This is a genomic window from Cytophagales bacterium (assembly GCA_019456305.1).
In the GTDB taxonomy this organism is placed as follows: domain Bacteria; phylum Bacteroidota; class Bacteroidia; order Cytophagales; family VRUD01; genus VRUD01.
This window is the reverse complement of sequence record VRUD01000045.1, coordinates 15,539-35,510: the sequence shown is the minus strand read 5'-3', so window position 1 is coordinate 35,510 and position 19,972 is coordinate 15,539. Positions and strand designations below refer to the sequence as shown.

Genomic DNA, 19,972 nt, shown 5'->3' with positions numbered 1-19,972 from the left:
TCAGGTTTGATCCCAATAGTAACCAATATATCTTTGTCTTTAGTTTGTCCTAAAGCTGATTGAATGGTACTGGTAAACTTTTTTTCATTTAGTATCACATGATCTGCTGGAGATACCACCAGGTTGGCTTGCTCATCAATCGTTGATATTTTATAACAGGCATAGGCAATGCAGGGGGCAGTATTTCTTCCAACAGGCTCTAACAAGATTTGATCATCCCTGAGCCAGGGCAATTGATCTTTAACCAATCCCAGATAGCTTTGATTTGTTACAATGTATAAATTTTCTTTCGGGCAGATTTTATTAAATCTATCAGCTGTTTGTTGTAACAACGTTTTACCTGTTCGTAAAAAATCCTGAAATTGTTTCGGCAATACAGACCTGCTCAAAGGCCAAAATCTGGTTCCTACACCGCCTGCCATTATTACTACATAGTTGTGTTTCATTTATTTTCTCACTTAACATTTATATCTTAAACCAACCCTTCTTTCAGCAGATCATGCAAATGCACAAACCCCTCTACCTTCCCGTTTTTTATTACTACAATCTGTGTTATATTATTTTGCTGCATTATATTGGTTGCCTTTACTGCGTAAGCATCATGCTCAATGGTTTTAGGGGATTTGGTCATTATATCTTTGGCTTTTATTTTACTGATATCATCATATTTATTAAGCATTCTTCTCAGGTCTCCGTCAGTGATTATCCCGAGCAATTCATTTTTATCATTTACAACCGAGGTGACACCTAATCGTTTTGAAGTGATCTCAATAATTATTTCATGTATGTGGGTATCTTTTTTAACTTTTGGGAGTTCATTATTTGGATAGATGTCTGACACTCCCAAAAATAATCTCTTGCCTAAGGTACCTCCCGGATGAAGTCGTGCAAAGTCTTCACTGTCAAAATTTCTTGATTCAAGCAGGCACACTGCCAGCGCGTCTCCTAATGCCATTGCAACCGTGGTGCTGGTAGTAGGTGCCAGATTATGCGGACAAGCTTCCGTTTCAATAGAAGCATTTAGTACATAATCTGCCTGCTTTGCCAGGTATGAAGAAGTATTGCCTACCAAGGCTATTAATTTGGAGCCTTTTCTTTTTAATAATGGAACCAATACTTTTACCTCTGGAGTATTACCACTTTTTGAAATGCAAATGACAATATCTTCAGGTTGTATCATCCCCAGGTCGCCATGAATGGCGTCAGCAGCATGCATAAATAATGCAGGGGTACCTGTTGAATTCAGTGTGGCTACGATCTTGTTTGCTATGATCGCACTTTTACCTATACCCGTAATCACTACTCTGCCCTTACAAGATAAAATAATATTAATGCACGATTCAAAACCCTCTTCCAGGCGATCAGCCATTTTTTTTATCGACTCGGCTTCATTTATTAAAACTTTTCTTGCAATTAATCTGATATTTTTTATTACCTTCAATTTTTTTTTAGCTTTACTGATACTAATACTCCAATGCTAATATACGAATTGATATTAATGATACGAATAGGGTATAATGCTAATCCCGCAAATATGCGGGACTAATGATACGAATATTTTTACTCTGCTTCTTAATATAGATTTCTTTATTAGTATCATTAGTATTCATTCGTATATTAGCATTTTATTATTCGTATATTGGCATCGGGTCAATTTTTTACTCAACCTCGAATGTTGAACAAATGTAGATAAAATTAATGTAAAAAAAATTGTTTTATTGTTATTTTTTTATACTTTTATATCCTTTTTAATAACAAATAACCAAATTAGGCATTTAAAATTTCTAATCTCTTATGTCAATAGTAAAACTACCGGAATTAAAAAACAGCTTAAAGGAAATATTTGGCTACCATTATTTCAAGACCGGGCAGGAAGAAATAATTAAAAATGTGCTTAATAGCAAAGACACATTTGTGATAATGCCGACAGGCTCAGGAAAATCACTTTGCTATCAATTGCCTTCTTTGTTAATTGAAGGTACTGCAATTGTGATATCCCCCCTTATCGCACTTATGAAAAACCAGGTTGATCAACTCAGAGCATTCAATATAAATGCCCGGGTTTTGAACTCAACTTTATCAAAAAAAGAAATTAATAAAGTAAAAAATGATACCATCGATGGAAAAGTCAAATTACTTTACGTTGCCCCTGAATCCTTAACAAAAGAGGATAATATTGAATTTCTAAAAAATGCTAAAATCAACTTTGTTGCTGTTGATGAAGCCCATTGTATTTCTGAGTGGGGCCATGATTTCAGACCAGAATATAGAAGGATCAGGTATATATTAGATCTTTTAGGAGGCAACCTGCCAGTGATGGCGCTCACTGCCACTGCCACTCCAAAGGTACAGCAGGATATTGTAAAAAACCTCTGTATCGAACATGCCACCATTTTTCAGTCATCATTTAACAGGGAAAATCTGTACTATGAGGTAAGACCTAAAATCAATGCTAAAAAACAATTAATAAAATATATAAAAGAGCATCAAGGAAAATCAGGTATAGTATACTGCTCAAGCCGCAAAAAGACAGAAGAAATAGCCGAACTCCTGAGTGTCAATGACATAAAAGCCCGCCCATACCATGCAGGAATGGAAGCCAGAGAACGTGTAAAAAACCAGGATGCATTCCTCAATGATGATATGGAGGTTATCGTGGCTACCATTGCTTTTGGGATGGGCATTGATAAGCCCGATGTCAGATTCATAGTTCATTATAATGCACCTAAATCACTGGAAGGCTACTACCAGGAAACCGGCAGAGCAGGCAGAGATGGCATGGAAGGGAACTGCCTGATGTTTTACAGTTATAATGATATATTAAGACTTGAAAAGTATAATAAAGACAAACCTATTACTGAAAAAGAAAACGCCAAATATTTAATTGATGAAATAACTGCTTTTGCAGAATCAGCCATGTGCAGAAGAAAGCAATTGCTCCATTATTTTGGGGAGAAATATGAAAACAATTGCGACTTTTGTGATAATTGCAGGCATCCTAAAGAAAAATTTGAGGGAAAACGTCATGCGACTTTAGTTTTGAAAGCTGTTATTCAGACCGAACAACGGTTTAAAATGGATCATATTATTGATGTTTTGATAGGCAAGGAAAGCCAGTATGTGAAAAGTTACAGCCATAATAAGATTGAGGTATTTGCTAAAGGAAAAGATGAAAATAAAGAATTATGGGGATCAGTTCTCCGGCAGATCATGATAAGAGGATATTTACGAAAAGATATTAACAATTTTGGTGTTATTAAGATTACCCCAGAGGCTACTAAATTTCTTAAAAAACCATATTCGATCACTTTTACAAAAGATCATGACTTTTCAGGGATTGACCAACAGGATGAAGAATTTGGGCGAGCCACATTGGTTTCCAAAGCCTATGATAAAACGCTATATGAAATGCTCAGGGGATTAAGAAAGAAAATCGCAAAAGAAAGAAATGTTCCTCCTTATGTGGTTTTCCAGGACCCATCATTAGAAGAAATGGCTACAACGTATCCTGTTAATGTAGAGGAGCTTAGCCAGGTCACAGGGGTAGGAAGAGGAAAAGTAGTAAAATTTGGCGAGCCTTTTATTAAGCTAATTATCCGTTATGTAAAAGAAAATGAGATTGTCACTGCCTCTGATGTAGTGGTAAAGTCTGCTGCTAAAAAATCAAAAAATAAAATATTTATCATTCAGCAGATAGATAAGAAAATAAGCCTTGATGAAATTATTAAAACAAATAAAATGACAATGGCTGAACTTACTCAAAATATAGAACAGATCTGTTTCTCCGGAACCAAATTAAATATTAGTTACTACGTAGATCAGATATTAGACCATGAAAAACAGGAAGAAATATATGATTACTTTAGGTCTTCCGAAACCGATGATATTCCCACAGCCATTGAAGAGCTTGACGATGAAACATTGACCGAAGAAGAACTACGTCTTATGAGAATAAAATTTATCTCTGAGATGGGAAACTGATTAATGCGCATGGCGCAAAGAGCATAGCGCATAGCGCATGGCGGATAGCGAAGTGCATAGGGCAAAGGCGTTGAACGCCATGCGCCATGCTCTATGCGCTATGCGCATTGCTCTTTGCCCCGCCAGTTGGCGGGGCCATGCGCCTATGCAAAAACTACTACAAGCATACGCAAGACGCCTCACAAACCTTAGCGGCAGGAACCGGTCGTTGCTCCTGTTAAGATTATCTGTAATACAAGATATAGACCTGACTGAATTTGACCAGGAACTCACGGGAGGTACCTTTGATATAATCTCGCAGTTGATTGCCCGCAAAAAAAGTATTCCATTGTGTCGTTGGCTTGATAGCCGCGACAAGCAAATCAATGAATTAAGCAAACGACTAAAAACAATACAGCGCAGGGATAAATTTATTTATGAAGAAAGAGGAGCCAGGGATCTATATGTAGGATGGCCGTTTGCAAAAGGCAGATTTTTAGATGGAACCTTGGTGAGATGCCCGCTGCTGTTTTTCCCTGTTGAATTAAGCATAAATAAAAAAAACCAATGGGAGCTAAATAACCATAAAGAGCTTACTATCTCGTTTAATAAAAGTTTTTTGCTCGCTTTTTCCCACTTTAACAAGGTTGCACTCCGGGAAGAATTCATTGATCACACATTTGAAGATTTCAGTGTGGATAGCCGTATATTTCGTACCCTGCTTTATGAATTGCTGAAGCCTTTTGAAATCAATTTCAACCAGGATCTTTTTATTGATAAAATTGAACCTTTCAAAAATTTCAGAAAAGATGAATTTGAAAAAAAACATCAAGCCGGTCAGATAAAATTATTCCCTGAAGCTATACTGGGTATTTTCCCTCTTGCTGGCTCGTATCTTATGCCTGATTATGCAGAGCTGATAGAAAATAATGATTTCAAGGATATTGAAGAGTTCTTCTTATCAAAACTCCTCCCCGATGATGCTAATATGTATAATGCAAATCCCGCCATTGGCGGGGCTAATGATACAAATAAAGACCAGCCCCCAGTACCCAGCGCCCAACACTATCTTTCAAAAGTAAAAGAAGAAAAGACCGTCACTGCTTTTGAAATGGATGCGTCCCAGGAGAATGCTTTGAAAGCTGTCAAACACGGAAACTCCATTGTTGTACACGGACCTCCCGGAACCGGCAAATCTCAATTAATCTGCAACCTAATCTGTGATTATATTGCAAAGGGGAAAAATGTATTATTAGTATGCCAGAAACGGGCTGCCCTTGATGTTGCTTTTCGAAGGATGAAAACCAAGGGTTTTGAGAATTTTATAGCATTAGTTCATGATTTCAAAAATGACCGCAAACGCATCTATGAAAAGATCAATACGCAAATTGATAAATTAGATGAATACCGTAATATCAACAACAGCTTAGACGCCATTCTTCTTGAACGGGAATTTTTACATACCAGCCGTAGAATTGACCAGATCACAGAAGAACTGGAAGAATTCAAGCATGCCCTGTTTGACGAAAGTGAATGTGGTATTTCTATCAAGGAATTATACCTCAACAGCTCCATGGAAGAACCATCTGTAAATCTCAAAGAAGAATATAAAAACTTCAATTTCAGGGAAATAACGGGTTTCGTACAAAAACTAAGGAATTATGTTGCCTATGCAGAACGCTTTGAAGAGGAAGGTTATCCCCTGAAAGAGCGAATATCCTTTAAAGATCATTCCGTCTCTGACCTGCAAGAAATTCTTCAGTTACTAAAAGTAATTCCTCAATACCAGCAAAAAATATTTGAGAAAACCACGTCTATCATCGGTAATAAACTTATGCTTGAAGAATGCCAATGGGTGATTTCAAGAAAAGAAGTGTTCCCGCAATTATTTAATATCCTCCAGACAGATAAGCTCTATGATAGATTTGTTTATTTATTAGACCAACCTACCAACCAACAATGGTTTGATCAGCAAGCCGGTTTAATGCTGGGTTGTTATTCTAAAGAAGGTATAGAAATCAGTGTCCCAACTAAAAATTTAGGTAAGTTTCAGAAAACTGTACAAAAAATCTCGCAGGCAAGAAAAAGTTTGAGGAAATGGCTGAAATGGAAATTGTTTTCCAAGGATAAAATATTGATCACAAGAGTATTGGTTGCCAATGGATTAAGGGTAACAAGAAAAGACCTGAAAATTCTTGAAGCACGCCTTGACAACCGGATGAACTTAGAGCATAATATCACCACATTGTTAGAAACACCCTGGATTAATGATATTCCGGAATCCTGTAGCTATGATGAAATTTCCGGGTGGATTGACCAACTAAAGAAAGGACTTCAGGCAAAGGAGCTTTTCTCATCATTAAGAAGCTTTAAAGATCATATCAATTTCAAAGACCTTTCTTATAGAGAGTTTAAAAAACAAATTGAGCAGTTGTATAAAGAAATTGCAACTGTACCTGAAAAATTAGGAGAATGGCAGCGCTATTTAACTACCAACCAGATCAACCGGGTCTTGACTGATAAAAAATATTTAGAATCTGTAGCAAGCGCCATCAAAAATGATTTCGATTCTTTAACGGAGTATGATAAAATTAAAGATTCATTTAAACCCTATGAACGTTCTGTTGTAAATAAGCTCCTTAACAAAGCCGATAAAGTGAACGAAGATACAGTATTGAAGCTTTTTTATAACTCTCTGAGCTTAGCCTGGATCGAGCCGATTGAACTAAAGTATCCCATACTCCGTGCAGTATCTTCACAGAAAATCGCACAATTAGAAAAAGAGCTGCAAAGCTGTATTAAGGAAAAATTTGAAGTTTGTAATAACGAAATAGTGCTGTTAAAGGCCCGTGAAAAAGTATATTATGACCTGCAGTATAACCGGCTCAATAATATGGTTACCTACCGCGACCTGAAACATCAGGTGACCAAAAAAAGAAAGATCTGGCCGATCAGAAAACTGATCTCAAATTTCTCAGTAGAACTTTTTAACCTGATACCTTGCTGGATGGCCTCTCCCGAGGCAGTTTCTGCCATCTTTCCAATGATGGAACTGTTTGACCTTGTAATTTTTGATGAAGCTTCACAATGCTTTGCGGAGAAAGGCATCCCTGCTATGTATAGAGGCAGACAGGTGGTAATAGCCGGTGATGAAATGCAGCTTTCACCTAGTGACCTGTACCAGGTAAGGTGGGAAGAGGAAGAGGACGAAGATATGCCTGAACTGGAAATTGATTCTTTATTAGACCTGGGGGCTATTAGTTTACCAAACTTTAAGCTATTGAGTCATTATAGAAGCAAATCATTAGACCTGATAGATTTTTCTAACAAACACTTTTATGAACAGCGGCTCCAGTTGTTGCCTGATTTTAATTTAATTAACAAACATCAGCCGGCCATTAACTATTTAAAGGTTGATGGTACCTGGCAGGATAATACCAATGTTGAAGAAGCAAAGAAAGTTGTTGAATTGGTTGAACAATTGTTGAAGGAATCCAAAAATCTAAATCCCAAATCCCAAATCCCAAATCCCAAATCCGAAATAGGTATCATTACCTTTAATTTCAAGCAGCAGCATCTTATTTTAGACTTGCTTGAAGAAGCGTCTGTTGAAAAGAATTTTGTAATACCAAAATCATTGCTTGTTAAAAATATTGAAAATGTACAAGGTGATGAAAAGGATATCATCATTTTCTCAATTGGCTATGCCCCTGACCCAAAAGGAAGATTGATCATGCATTTTGGCAGCCTTAATGCACCGAAAGGTGAAAACAGGCTGAACGTAGCCGTTACAAGAGCAAAGGAAAGGGTTATTATTGTTAGCAGTATTTTACCCCAGCAGCTAAAAGTAGAAGATTCAAAACACCAGGGGCCTAAACTGTTAAAAGCTTACCTCCAATACGCCCGTGATGTTTCAGATGGCAAATATAAGCCCACACCTGTAAGAAAAGATGATTTTAACACTTCGTGGTTTCTTAAAAATAAGCTGATTAATATAAATAAGGACGCGGGACAAGAGGCAAGGTATAGGGAACAAAAAACTAAAGAAGAGGCAAAGAATCACCAATTTATAGAAGAATTACCTTTTGCAGACATTACCATCAAGGATAAAAAAGATTATAAAGCCCTGATACTGACCGATGATACGCTCTACCACCAAAGCGTCTCGGTAAAAGATGCCCACGCTTATGTGCCAATGAATATGATAAATAAAAACTGGAAATACGTACGGGTTTACAGCAGGGAGTTTTGGAAAAACCAGAAAGAAGTAGCAAATATGCTATTTCGGTTGTAACTCAATTGTAATTCAGTTGTAAATTACCATTGAGTTACCATCGAATTGGATTATGCTAAAAATAAAACTTTTTATCCTCTACATCAGTTTTAAAAGCCTTTTTTGTGGCTGCCATGAAGACAAAAGAAAAGCCGGTTTTATTATTGACAACGACCTGTACAAAATTAAGAAAATTGCTGTTTTTTTGAAAAAAGGCGATGAGCCATCCGGATTGGAATTAGCTGACAAAAGCAATGGAAAAGCCCCTCCTCCGGGGGGGGTGGGGGGGGCTTCTCTATGGACGCATAATGATGGAGGTGGCAAAAATGTGTTGTTAAAAATTGATATGAAGGGAAAAACACAAGAGGTAATTGCCATACCCAACACTACAAACATAGATTGGGAAGACCTGGCTAAGGATGATAACGGGTATATTTACATTGGGGATTTTGGAAACAACAATAATCAAAGAAAAAACCTGCGAATTTATAAGTTTAAAGAGATCCAACCCGGCCAACAACTCAGTAATTTAAAAGTAGATACCATTAGTTTCTATTATGCAGACCAGAAAACATTTCCTCCTCAAAAAAAATTCCGAAATTATGATTGTGAAGCTTTTTTCTGGCACCGGCAAAAGCTTTTTTTGTTTACCAAAAACAGGGGAAACAAATATGTAAAAATGTATGTGTTGCCTGATAAGCCGGGGTTTTATATCGCTGAGCTGATAGACAGCATACACATCAATACAATGATCACCGCGGCAGACATCAGCCCTGATGGGAAATTAGTTGCACTTTTAGGATATGGTAAAATTTATCTGTTTGATGTGGAAAATGAAAAATCTGTTTTTGATTGTAAACATTATTGCTTCAAAATACCTAAAGGCGGGCAAGCTGAGGGATTGGTTTTTATTAATGATACTGATTTTGTGTTTAGTAATGAAAGAGGGAGGTTGTTTTTGGCGGAAAGAAAATATGGGAGGAAATAATTTAGTTTTTATGATAGTTTTTAGACAGTCTGACGGTTTCGGGGCTTGCGTAGGCGGGGATTACGGGCTACTAACTTGTTCCACGCTACCGAACTAAATGCGAGGCACACACTTTCAAATTGCTCGTCAACCCCGCTTACGCCAAGCCCCGTGTTATCGGTTAGGCGTTCTCTTTCGTTCGCTTTGTCAGCCGATATTTCTTACGGATTTGTACCAAGCGTTTGTGTCTCAACGCAGGGTTTTTCTCATATTCTTTTTGCAGTTTTTCCCTAATGGAACGCATTTCCTTCACTGCATCAAATTTTTTTTCCATTGTCTGTCTATTTTAAGATTTCTCTTGGGTTACGAATTTCAAGCATCGGATAACCGTTCATCAAATTTACAGCGTTGTATTTTCTGATACGGTCAAGGTTCACAATATGTTTAAAGTTCCAACTTACCAAAACATCAACCTTATTCACTGTCGCAATAGCAATATGCAAAGCGTCTTCGTGAGATTTTTGTGTCACCACTTTTTCTTTGATGTATTTGTCCGCAAGTTCTTCAGTTTGTTCGTCATTCAAAACATATTCTTTGTAATCGTTCGGGATAGTGTCAAGATGATTGCGAACTTCTGGTCTTGAAAAAGAAAGTTCGTCAAGTGTGATGTCGGAAATTACAGCATTTTTTTTTCCGTCCCGAAAGTCGTCAAATAATTTGTTCGACCACTCTTTAAATTCAATGTCAAAACAACCGCCAATTACTGAAGTGTCAATGTAAATTCGTTGTTTCATAATTATTTGTCGTTCCAAAGTTACAAAAAAGTCGTGACAATTGAAATTTGGATGTCACTTTTACGCTTACCGATAACGGACAGCGCTAAATTCAGTGCGGGTTAAAAGTATCGTACTTGTCCCACGACAACAAAGATAGAAGAAAGCACAGACCTTTCAAACTACCACTTCACCCGCATTGAATTTAGCGCATGTTATAAACAGTAGGGCAAATTTCTGTCCAACGTAATGACGGTATTTTAATGCTACAGACCAAAAATGTTTTGTTTTTTTAGGGGGTCTTTTTTCTTTTTTTGGTAGGGCAGCCGCATTCTTTTGCAATTTTAGGGCTTGTGGGGTAGGATAAGCGAAAATTGCAAATGTATGCGGCTGCTGCGGTGGCTTTTCTTTGCAAGCCTGTTAGCGGTAGTTATGCTGTTCTATTAATCGCATCATACAGAGGAATAGTTTCTGAAACTTTCTGTCCTAACACTTTATCAACCTTCCATTCTTTGTCAAATGTTGCATCAAACCTCAACTCTTCCAATCTACCGTGTACGAATTTTCCCATATGCTGCAATTTTGATATGTCATCGTATAGGGTAATGAATTCAAATGTTCCCTTTATCCATGTAATATCTACTTTTTTATTCATTGGTATAGAAAAACACTGAACAGCCAAATCATAGTGATTTTGTCCTTCTTTCAGTTTATGTATAATTATTACGTTCATAGCCGAACCCTTTCCAATGTTGGTGCAATAGTAATGTCCGGTTTTTCCATCAAAGGAGAACGTTAGAACAGGTCTTTCCAATTTTATTTTTAATGCCGCTGATTCTTTATGAATTAGGTAAGTGAGAAAGGACAAAATAAATAAGCTAATCAATCCAGTAACAGCAGACACATAGTTAGAAAAGTCACCCCAGTCTGATTGTTTTGGTGACAGTTCTCCGTGAAACTTGCAGAAATAAAAAGAAAGCCATACAACAAAAACAACAACTGAAATTCCGATTACTATACAGAATATATATTTCTTTAAACCTTCCATTTTTTTTAATTATCGCTAACAAATGCCTTGTGCAAATATACAAAAAGCCCTCTCAAACGAAAGGGCTTTTAATATTATCAAAGGATTATTTTCTAATCTTTAAACTTAATAGCCACATCAATCTTGCCTGAACCGAGTACAACTCCATCAAAATCTATATTTTTCTTTTCTGCAATTTTGAGTGCTTTCTTCATTACTTTACTTGACATATCATCAGGACTATCAAAACCCATTGCAACTATTTTAAGTTCAAAGGTTACATCGTATTCTTGTACAGGTTCAGCATTAATAAATACATATTTCCCTGACATTTTTTGGACTCTTGCAAGACTTTTGTCTTTTGAATCTTGTACTGAACTAAAGGCAAGAAAAAAAGTTGCACCTACTAATAGTATCAAGCTAATTATTGATATTTTAAAGTTTTTCATTTTTATTGATTTTTAGATAGATAACGCTTTATTCGGTGCAGCTTTTTCCCTTCTCTTAACTTGCAATAATACCCTATCACAAGGTATTTCCTTTGTGCTAAATCCATCAGGCAGCTTTGTTTTAAAACTTTCGTTGAATACTACCTCAATCTTTATTTCACCATCACTTGTATTGCAAAAATCCTCCTCGCTAATCCTGTTTGATAAAAATCCGGGTGTAAGGGCATAATTTATAGCTTCCAAAACCGATGTTTTTCCCGTACCATTTTCACCAACCAGAATAGTTAATGTTTCAAAATCGAGTTCGACTTCTTTAAAACATCTAAAGTTTTCTATATATAAACTCTTAATGAACATTTGTTTTTCTTTTTTAAAATCTATCTTTTCCTGTTTCCCCTGCTCAATAAAACAAATCTAAACTGCCCCTTTGTTTTCAGTTTCCAATTTTCTTTCTTGCTTTTCTTCGGTCAGAGAAATTATTATTTCATCCCCTGCAATGTTCCGCACTTTTATTCGCAAGGGTTTTTTGTTGCAGGTGATTTTAGCATCCCAGAAGTTTTTGGTCTTTTTGCCGTCCTCAATTACGTAGCCGAGCTTGTCAATTTTAATTTCGTGGTCGCTGTGCCAAACATTACCGTCTTTGTTTTTACAGTCCAAACTGATTAGTTCAATGAGTTCCAGTCCTTCCTTGCTGATTTCAATGGGGGTGAATTTCTTCTTTTTCTTGGCTGGCTTTTCTTCTTCTTCATTTTCATCACCTCGTGTCAATGGTTGCAACATTCCTTTTTGGTTGTATTCGTCAATTTTCTGGCGAAGGCGGTCGCTGATGAATTTCGTATACTCAATAGTGTATGTTCCGTCTTTTTCTGTTAGCTTGTATTCAGCAACATCATCCACAACGGTTTCATCCAGTAATTGTTTTAGGTCTCGCAATTCTACTTTGACTTCCGTCATGTTGTTTGTTTGGATAAATTTTTCAATTTCTTTCGGTTTATCAATGTCAATGTAATAGACCACTGCCTTTTTTACATTCACCAATTCAGGGAGTTCAAGATTAACGAGTTGATTGGCAATAGGAATGTCCAGCACTTTTTGGGTGTGGTCGGTTAAATCGGGAACGTAAACCGGAACGGTGCCGAGTTTGCTGTCGGATATGTAACCGAACCAGAATTTTGAGATACCATTGCTATTTTTGTTATTATTTTTCTGCAAGCCGGGTATTAGTTTTGCCAGCTTGTCCATGGTTTGGGTGGGATTGCGGAACAGGTTTACTCCGTCCTTGATTTCCAGTATGTCAAACTCTGCTTTGGCTTCAATGAGGCGGTCTCTTGTGGTTTGGATGCTGTTGATGCCTACGTCAACGTGGATGAAGTTCCTTTTTTGGTCATTCGCCACTTTTGCCGCTACTCCGCTTCCTCCAAAAAAGTCAGCTACTATCATTCGTTCTTTTGTGCGTTCATCCCGAAATTCGTTGCTGCTGGCTTTGATGATGCGGTCTAATAATTTTTCGGGTTTTTGGGTATTATATCCAGTAATTTCTGTCCTAATACGAGAAACTACAGGGAAATTCCACCAATCTTCGGGTATTTTTCCACCATCTTTAAAACCTGCACCACCAGCAAATCCTGTTCCTTTACTTTCAAATTTATTTGCCGTGGTACTATGGTAGGGTATTCTTATTTCGTCTGAATTGAATATATATTCTTCATTTATTGAATACCAGAAAATTGTATCATGTTTTCGGGTAAAAACTTGTTGATTTGGAGAACCAGGACCGTGATAAACCCAAACAATTTCATTGATGAAATTATCCTCCCCAAACACTTCATCCATCAATATTTTAACATAATGCCCGATATGCCAGTCCAGATGCACATAAATACTTGCAGTTACACTCATCACATTTTTTATAGCCAATAAGTTTTCGTACATCCAGTTGAGATATGCCTCTTTATTCCAGATGTCACCATACATTTTTTCTTCAAATGCCTGTAGTTCATCAATGTCCATTTTTTCTTCTGCTTTTTTTATTGCTTCGGCTACTTTAGGATTTCTACGGATGTAAACCTTTTTGGCATAATCGGCACCGGAAGCAAAGGGCGGGTCAATGTAAACGAGGTCAATCTTGATGCCCCTGTCTTTGAGGTAGGCACAGGCGGAGACACATTCGCCTCTTATGAGCATGTTGTTGGGGTTGTTGCCAATGCTTTCGGCTTTTTCCACTTCGTAATAAGGCATACCCCGTTTAATTTTTTCGTACACTTTTCCGTTATCGCGGTATTTCAATGCTCTGCGCGTTCTCACAAAGTTGTTGAGGATGGCTTGACCTTCAACGGTGTCGGGGTAATAGGGTATGTATTTTACAGGCATAGTTTTAATCGTTAAAAAAGTTCATAATTTTTTCTTTCAGCTTTGTCAGGTTTGGAGTTACTCCATCGCTGTCCTGCAAATAGAGAAAGTCAAAACGTTTGTAACCGAATTTATCGTTATTCAATTTTAAAAAGTCGGATGAAACATATTGCTTTCGCAACAGAAATGCTTTTTGGTCGGCAAATCCGCTTCCTTTGGTTTCAATGATTAGGATTTTTCGGAGTTCATCGTCTTTCCGTTTCACAATCAAAAAGTCGGGCGTGTAATGACCAATTGGTTTCCAGTTCTTGCCATTTTTCGCAAAGCAGTTAATGACAAAGCCGGTTAGCCCTCTTTCTCCGTTGTAATAGATTTCAAGGTTACGTTCTTTAAAATCTTTCAAATTCAGCACTTCTTTCAGCATATCTCTCTCAAATCTACTTTGCCAAAAATTGTAAGGCAGGTAATGAAATGTGCGGTCTTTTGATTTAACGGCAAGGGAAAGTGAAGGAGCAGGGGGAAGCATATTTGCAATTCCTTGTTCTTCCAATTTCTTTTTCATTTTCTCGTATTCTTTCTGAAGCACCTTTTCAGCTTCATCCAATGGTTTGCCTGTTTTGTCATATTTCAGAATTTGGATTGTTTCTTCTTCATTGGGGTATAGCTTGTTGTTTTTCTTTGCAGGTTTGAGTTGGTCAATTAATAGCAGTTCTGCATTTTCCTTTACGGTTTCTTCTTTAATTTCCAGAGAACGTTTTGGGTTGAATGCCAGCCGAATTTTTGAATGGATGGTATCTAAATCATACCGTTCATTGAAAATAGTTTGTCCGTTTGGTGTGTAGGTTATTTCCTGAAATAATTTTTTTAGATGCATTTCAAAAGATTTCAGTTCAGTTATTGTAATGTAGTTGAAACTTTGTTTTGCTATGTTAGCCAGCCAAAGGTTGTAATTGGCTATTTCGTAACCGGTTTCGGTTAACACTTCTGTCCCTTTATCTTCTTTGAAGTCCTTTTTAGTACGGACAATTGCGCTAGTCATGTACTCGTCAATATTTTTTGTAAGCAAGTTTAGCTTCTGTTCGGTATTTGCTTTCTTTTCCACAATCAGCGTGTGGTAATCAATTTTTAGCTGGTACAATTCTACTGCCGGCAGGTTTAGGTATTCAATTCGTGGATGGCGTTCTGCGGTTTCTCCTTTCGGGTCTTTAGCAAGGCGATTGATTTCTTCAATGCTGGTATGCTGTTCTTCCTTTAATTGTGCATTCAGGGTTTTGGCATTGTATTCATTTAGCCAAACGAGGGCGGTTTCATCTTTATCTTTTTCCACTTGTCGAAGGCATCTGCATGAGGTTTGGAGTACCATGTTTTTGGGGCTGTCGCCTTTTTGAGCCAATATGATGCTTGTTAAACTTCGGCAGTCCCAACCTTCTTTGCCAACCTGTACCAGTAATATGATGCGTTTTTTGGAAATGGGTAGGTCAAGGGAATTGTATTCCAGTTCGTTTTCTTTGGGAAGTTTGAAGTCCTTGTTTCCTTTATGGTATTTCAGGATATTGATTTCGCTGTCTCCGAATTTTTTGGCTATTTGAGCAACGAAGGGGTAAATTTCAGTTTCGAGCCGTTCAATCTTTCCACAGTAAATAGCGATTTTGGGAATGCAGTCATTGTAATAAATCTTGTTTTTGTAAAGCTCATAAAATTCAGTAAGCCCTTTCTCAATGATTTCAAGCGGATTAAGATTTTCAGCCATTCTTACTGTTGGTTTTTTCAGAAAGGATTTAATTCCTGAAATAAGGGGGTAGTAATAAATTGTGTTGGTGATTTGAGAGAATTTGATGTTAATATTTTCAGTTAAGGGTATTTTGTCTGCTTTTGACAGGTATGGCGTTCCTGAAAAACCAAGAACGGTGGTTATGTTACCCTTGTTGTTCCATTTGTTTACGACCTGCCGGAGCTTTACATCATCTGTTGCAGCGTGATGTACTTCGTCAATAAGGATTTCAAGATTTGGAATTTTCCCTACAAGGTTTCGGAGTTCATTTGCAAATCTATCTTCTTCATCTTCGGTTCTTTCAATGAGCTTGTATTGTTCGGTCAGTTCAAGCCGGTTGAGGATGACTTTTTCGGCATTGACTACAAGTATCAATCCGGTTAAGTCCTGCTCTTTGATGTAATCATTTACTTTTTTCGCATTAGGGTTTCGGGCTTTATTGCTCTTTTTTCCGGTTTTTGGCTGGTCAAGCACTTCAAAGCGTAATATTTTTTTGATGTTGCTTGCAGCCGGTTCGGGTAAAAGCCATGTAGGGTCAAAGTTTTCAATGGTCTTTAAGCTGGGAATAATGGATGATTTCAAGCCGGAAGGAACAAGTACAAGGAAATTATGGGCAAAAGATTTGTTTTCAGTTTCGTTTTGAGCAAAATAGAGGTCAAGATAAATAAAGGCAGCCATCAGGAATGTTTTCCCTGCACCCATTGGCAAGCTAAATAAGTAATCTGGGTAGTTTACCTTATAGAAAATGGATTTAATAATTGCTTCATAGTCTAATTTATCCGGTTGAGATATGATGAGTTTTTCCAGTTCTGGTAATAAGGTTTTGCCATTTATATTTTGTCTTGAATAATCATACAATGCCATTGCAGAAACATTCTTTTCCAAAATATTTCTTGCCTGTTGGTTGATATTGGCTTTTGATAGATCGGGTGTTTGATGGATAAAAAACCCTTCGGAAAATAATTGCCAAAGGGGTTTGTTTTCACCAGCGGTTTTAAGGAAAAGATAAGTTTCAATTGCGTCAATTTGTGTGTTGCGCAGTTCTCCCTTTTCTCTTATGTATTCTATCAATGAATGAATGGTGCAATCTTTGGAAGCGAGCCACTCATTTTTTTTATGATGTATGATGTTTTGAATCATATTATTTATGAAAAAAAGGTCTGAATAATACAGACCCCTTCACAAATCTCAACCTTTTACAATTTTATATTTACCTATAAAGGAATTTTTAATCATCGACCGCAAAACTAATCATTATTCGGTTATGATTTTATAGTTATTTGATTCTTTTTCTGTGTCAATGGGCTATGAAATTTTCTGTTGAAACGAAAGTGTCAAATCGTTACTCATTTTCTTTTGAGCGTTGGCGGGCAAACTCTTTTCAATTTTAATTAAAGGGATGCCATTGTCTGTATAATCTGAACTTTTAAAGCCATACCCAGAAATAAAATCACAGCCTATATCTCTCAATTTTCTCTCTACTACTTTACTCATCGATATTTACCTTTTTCAAGTTAGCAATCAGATTAAAGGCATCGGCATCCATTTTAGAAAAAGCAAACCATTTTTTGCCCAAATCTTTTAGGCTTGCTCCAAAATGGTATAATTCCTTATCATCTATAATAAGAAAACGGTCGTGAGATTTTGCGAATTCTTTTATTTCAATTTTCGGGTATTGGCTATTGTGTTTTGCTAAATCTTGTTTTAAAGTTTCAGTAATATTTTTTGTGTAAATACTTACAGATACATTTTTATTTCGTTTGGTAAAGAGTTGCAAAACAGTTTCATCTACATAATTATCAATAAGCAAAATAGATTTTTGGGCAGATTTAATTAAATCGGAAACAAAAACATAAGCGTCAAATATTTGTCCGTCATAAAAAATACCTTGTTTGGGTTTTATACTTTTATCTTCAAGGGCTTTAAAGATTTCTTCAAATTTTTGGTCGGTTTTAATTTGTTTTAGTTCAACTTTATCAAGTCGTTGAAAAATACTTGCATTTGTGGAGATAAATTTTTTCATTTCAACAAATGCCTGAATAATTTGAATGGAAATATTTACAGCAGTATCACTATATAAAACTGCTGACAGCATCGATACGCCTTGTTCAGTAAAAGCATATGGATTAACAGAAGAATGTTTAAGTTTTTTGAACCGGTCACAATTTGTGACCAGTTCTATTTTTTCTTTTTCGGTTAATTGAAATCTAAATAATTCAGGAAAACGATTTAAATTTCTTTTTACAGCTTGATTTAAAACTTTCGTTTCTACGCTGTACATATCAGCTAGGTCTCTATCTATCATCACCTGAATGTCACGAATAGTGAATATTAGGTTTTGAATATTTTCCAATGGCACTATTTGGTTTTTTTTATTCATCCTTTAACTCAATTTTAGCAAGGTTTTCAGAAATACGTTTATTCAAAATAGCTTCTTCTTTCAACTGTTCTTCAAACTCTGCTTTTAAACTTGTAAAGCGTTCGTTAAAATCAAAATCGTCTTCTTCATCAGCCAAGCCAACATATCTACCGGGCGTTAAAACATAATCGAGTTCTTTAACTCTTTCAATACTTGCAGCACTGCAAAAACCTTTTATATCTTCATAATTACCGTCAGGATTTCTCCAGTTGTGGTAGGTGTTGGCAACATTTTGTATATCTTCATCTGAAAGTACGAGTGTTCGTCTGTTTATTAAATGTCCTAAGTGGCGGGCATCAATAAAAAGTATCTCTTTGCTTCGGTCTCTGTATTTTCCGTTTGTACGGTTACGGCTCATAAACCATAAGGAAGCAGGAATTTGAGTATTTAAAAACAGTTTGGCAGGCAGGTTTACGATACAATCAACCAAACCCGCTTCAATCAGGTTTTTTCTTATCTCACCTTCTCCAGAAGTTTTGGAAGTCAACGAACCTTTTGCCAAAACAAAACCCGCTTGCCCACTTGGTGCAAGGTGATATATAAAATGCTGTATCCACGCATAGTTTGCATTTCCTGTGGGTGGCGTTCCATATTGCCAACGCCCATCTTTACGCAGTAAATCACCACTCCAATCGCTTACATTAAACGGTGGGTTGGCAATGATGTAAGCAGATTTTAAATCTTTATGAGCATTATTCAAAAACGAGCCTTCGTTGTTCCACTTTACTTGTGAGCTGTCTAATCTTCTAATGGCAAGGTTCATTTTTGCCAGTCGCCACGTTGTTTGATTGCTCTCTTGTCCGTAAATGGGAATGTCGTTTATTTTCCCTTTGTGTTTATCTACAAATTTTTCCGATTGCACGAACATTCCACCGCTACCACAGCAAGGGTCAAATACTCGTCCTTTATATGGTTCAAGCATTTCAACCAATAATTCTACAATACTTCTAGGGGTATAAAATTGCCCTCCTTGTTTTCCTTCAGCCAATGCAAATTCTCCCAAAAAATATTCAAAAACGTGACCAAGCACATCGGCACTTCTTGATTTAGCATCACCAAGGGCAATATTCCCAACAAGGTCAATAAGTTCGCCCAAACTGGTTGGGTCAAGATTTTGTCGTGCATATACCTTTGGCAATACTCCTTTCAAAGATGTGTTTTCTTTTTCGATAGCGTCCATTGCATCATCAACCGTTTTTCCAATAGTCGGTTGTTTGGCTTTGGATAAAAGATAATCCCAACGAGCATCAGTTGGTACAAAGAAAACATTTTCGGCTTTGTACTCGTCTTTATCTTCAGGGTCGGCTTCTGCGTATTCGCCTTCTCCTTCTTTTAATTTGTCGTACAATTCTTCAAAAGCGTCAGAGATGTATTTAAGAAATATTAGCCCAAGGACAACGTGTTTGTATTCCGCTGCATCAATATTTTTTCTCAGTTTGTCAGCCGATTTCCAAAGCTGTTTTTCTAATGGTTCGTCTGTTCCGTTTCCGTTCTTTTTTGCCATATATTTTAGATTCCTTTATTCGTTTTCAAAGTTACTTTTTCTTCTGTCATTTCTACCGAGCGTTGGCTAAAAAATAGCTCTTTTGGTTTTTTCAGGGTTTGCTTGTGTGTCGGCAAAAACCAAATGTGCTATTTGTGCGTTGGGCTCTTTTTTAGTATGCCGCACAACTATGTTATATCTTCACCTTTTCCGAAAAAAGGTAAACATATCCCCCAAAAAAGAGGTGGATATAATTACTTTGTTCGATTTTAAAGGTGTACATAATGTCAATAGTTTTTCAAGGGCTTTGCGTAATTAATTGTAAATATAGAAAAATAATTTTAGAATATGATCGCAGGTCTTGTAGTAACGTAGTATTTATATCCTTTTTTATATTTTTGTTGCGAAATTAAGGTACATTTGAAACAAAAAAAACAAAATCACACAAAACAGTCGACAGTCGGCAGTCCATCCCGAGTACTCGGGACCGACTGTGGACTG

At 36.8% G+C, this 19,972-nt stretch carries 14 protein-coding genes; 3 read left to right on the top strand and 11 right to left on the bottom strand.

Annotation, left to right across the window (positions count from 1 at the left end; all coding sequences use genetic code 11):
* Positions 1 to 446 (bottom strand): NTP transferase domain-containing protein (locus tag FVQ77_10690; protein ID MBW8050780.1); only part of this gene is annotated, 446 nt, incomplete at its 3' end.
* A gap of 26 nt (positions 447 to 472) precedes the next feature.
* Positions 473 to 1,441, bottom strand: coding sequence for a KpsF/GutQ family sugar-phosphate isomerase (locus FVQ77_10685; protein ID MBW8050779.1), 969 nt, complete (start codon positions 1,439 to 1,441; stop codon positions 473 to 475).
* Positions 1,442 to 1,794: 353 nt separating this feature from the next.
* Between FVQ77_10685 and recQ the strand changes: the two genes are divergently transcribed.
* The 3 genes from recQ to FVQ77_10670 all read left to right on the top strand — a co-directional run bounded on the left by recQ (position 1,795) and on the right by FVQ77_10670 (position 9,221).
* Positions 1,795 to 3,981 carry a DNA helicase RecQ gene (gene recQ, locus FVQ77_10680; GenBank protein MBW8050778.1) on the top strand — a complete coding sequence of 729 codons (2,187 nt, stop codon included), beginning with the start codon at positions 1,795 to 1,797 and terminating at the stop codon, positions 3,979 to 3,981.
* 145 nt (positions 3,982 to 4,126) lie between these two features.
* On the top strand, positions 4,127 to 8,254 hold the full coding sequence (locus FVQ77_10675; protein MBW8050777.1) for a DUF4011 domain-containing protein: 4,128 nt from the start codon (positions 4,127 to 4,129) through the stop codon (positions 8,252 to 8,254).
* Between the two features lie 52 nt (positions 8,255 to 8,306).
* Positions 8,307 to 9,221, top strand: coding sequence for a hypothetical protein (locus FVQ77_10670; protein ID MBW8050776.1), 915 nt, complete (start codon positions 8,307 to 8,309; stop codon positions 9,219 to 9,221).
* Between the two features lie 320 nt (positions 9,222 to 9,541).
* Here FVQ77_10670 and FVQ77_10665 read toward each other — a convergent pair whose 3' ends face one another.
* The 9 genes from FVQ77_10665 to FVQ77_10625 form a co-directional block, all read right to left on the bottom strand.
* Entirely contained in the window at positions 9,542 to 9,994 is a 453-nt protein-coding gene (locus FVQ77_10665; protein ID MBW8050775.1) for a type II toxin-antitoxin system VapC family toxin, read from the bottom strand.
* A 409-nt stretch (positions 9,995 to 10,403) separates the two neighbouring features.
* The gene (locus FVQ77_10660; GenBank protein ID MBW8050774.1) at positions 10,404 to 11,021 is read right to left on the bottom strand and encodes a hypothetical protein; all 618 of its coding nucleotides are present in this window, start codon (positions 11,019 to 11,021) and stop codon (positions 10,404 to 10,406) included.
* A gap of 92 nt (positions 11,022 to 11,113) precedes the next feature.
* A complete protein-coding gene (locus tag FVQ77_10655) occupies positions 11,114 to 11,449 on the bottom strand; it encodes a hypothetical protein (protein ID MBW8050773.1) in 336 nt (111 codons plus the stop codon).
* 12 nt (positions 11,450 to 11,461) lie between these two features.
* Positions 11,462 to 11,806, bottom strand: a complete 345-nt coding sequence (locus FVQ77_10650; protein ID MBW8050772.1) for an AAA family ATPase — start codon at positions 11,804 to 11,806, stop codon at positions 11,462 to 11,464.
* Between the two features lie 57 nt (positions 11,807 to 11,863).
* Positions 11,864 to 13,819 carry a site-specific DNA-methyltransferase gene (locus tag FVQ77_10645; GenBank protein MBW8050771.1) on the bottom strand — a complete coding sequence of 652 codons (1,956 nt, stop codon included), beginning with the start codon at positions 13,817 to 13,819 and terminating at the stop codon, positions 11,864 to 11,866.
* Between the two features lie 4 nt (positions 13,820 to 13,823).
* On the bottom strand, positions 13,824 to 16,709 hold the full coding sequence (locus FVQ77_10640; GenBank protein MBW8050770.1) for a hypothetical protein: 2,886 nt from the start codon (positions 16,707 to 16,709) through the stop codon (positions 13,824 to 13,826).
* A 165-nt stretch (positions 16,710 to 16,874) separates the two neighbouring features.
* The gene (locus FVQ77_10635) at positions 16,875 to 17,063 is read right to left on the bottom strand and encodes a hypothetical protein (GenBank protein ID MBW8050769.1); all 189 of its coding nucleotides are present in this window, start codon (positions 17,061 to 17,063) and stop codon (positions 16,875 to 16,877) included.
* The gene (locus FVQ77_10630; protein ID MBW8050768.1) at positions 17,056 to 17,949 is read right to left on the bottom strand and encodes an ORF6N domain-containing protein; all 894 of its coding nucleotides are present in this window, start codon (positions 17,947 to 17,949) and stop codon (positions 17,056 to 17,058) included. The genes FVQ77_10635 and FVQ77_10630 overlap by 8 nt, the downstream gene beginning before the upstream one ends.
* Complete coding sequence (locus tag FVQ77_10625) at positions 17,942 to 19,492, bottom strand: SAM-dependent DNA methyltransferase (GenBank protein ID MBW8050767.1); 1,551 nt, start codon at positions 19,490 to 19,492, stop codon at positions 17,942 to 17,944. The genes FVQ77_10630 and FVQ77_10625 overlap by 8 nt, the downstream gene beginning before the upstream one ends.
* Between the last annotated feature and the right edge of the window lie 480 nt (positions 19,493 to 19,972).

Excerpts from the sequence above, each read along its gene's own strand:
- FVQ77_10650 (MBW8050772.1), bottom strand. The coding sequence starts at position 11,806 with ATGTTCATTAAGAGTTTATATATAGAAAACTTTAGATGTTTTAAAGAA.
- FVQ77_10645 (MBW8050771.1), bottom strand. The coding sequence starts at position 13,819 with ATGCCTGTAAAATACATACCCTATTACCCCGACACCGTTGAAGGTCAA.
- FVQ77_10655 (MBW8050773.1), bottom strand. The coding sequence starts at position 11,449 with ATGAAAAACTTTAAAATATCAATAATTAGCTTGATACTATTAGTAGGT.
- FVQ77_10675 (MBW8050777.1), top strand. The coding sequence starts at position 4,127 with ATGCAAAAACTACTACAAGCATACGCAAGACGCCTCACAAACCTTAGC.
- FVQ77_10635 (MBW8050769.1), bottom strand. The coding sequence starts at position 17,063 with ATGAGTAAAGTAGTAGAGAGAAAATTGAGAGATATAGGCTGTGATTTT.
- FVQ77_10640 (MBW8050770.1), bottom strand. The coding sequence starts at position 16,709 with ATGATTCAAAACATCATACATCATAAAAAAAATGAGTGGCTCGCTTCC.
- FVQ77_10665 (MBW8050775.1), bottom strand. The coding sequence starts at position 9,994 with ATGAAACAACGAATTTACATTGACACTTCAGTAATTGGCGGTTGTTTT.
- FVQ77_10670 (MBW8050776.1), top strand. The coding sequence starts at position 8,307 with ATGCTAAAAATAAAACTTTTTATCCTCTACATCAGTTTTAAAAGCCTT.
- recQ (MBW8050778.1), top strand. The coding sequence starts at position 1,795 with ATGTCAATAGTAAAACTACCGGAATTAAAAAACAGCTTAAAGGAAATA.
- FVQ77_10660 (MBW8050774.1), bottom strand. The coding sequence starts at position 11,021 with ATGGAAGGTTTAAAGAAATATATATTCTGTATAGTAATCGGAATTTCA.
- FVQ77_10630 (MBW8050768.1), bottom strand. The coding sequence starts at position 17,949 with ATGAATAAAAAAAACCAAATAGTGCCATTGGAAAATATTCAAAACCTA.
- FVQ77_10625 (MBW8050767.1), bottom strand. The coding sequence starts at position 19,492 with ATGGCAAAAAAGAACGGAAACGGAACAGACGAACCATTAGAAAAACAG.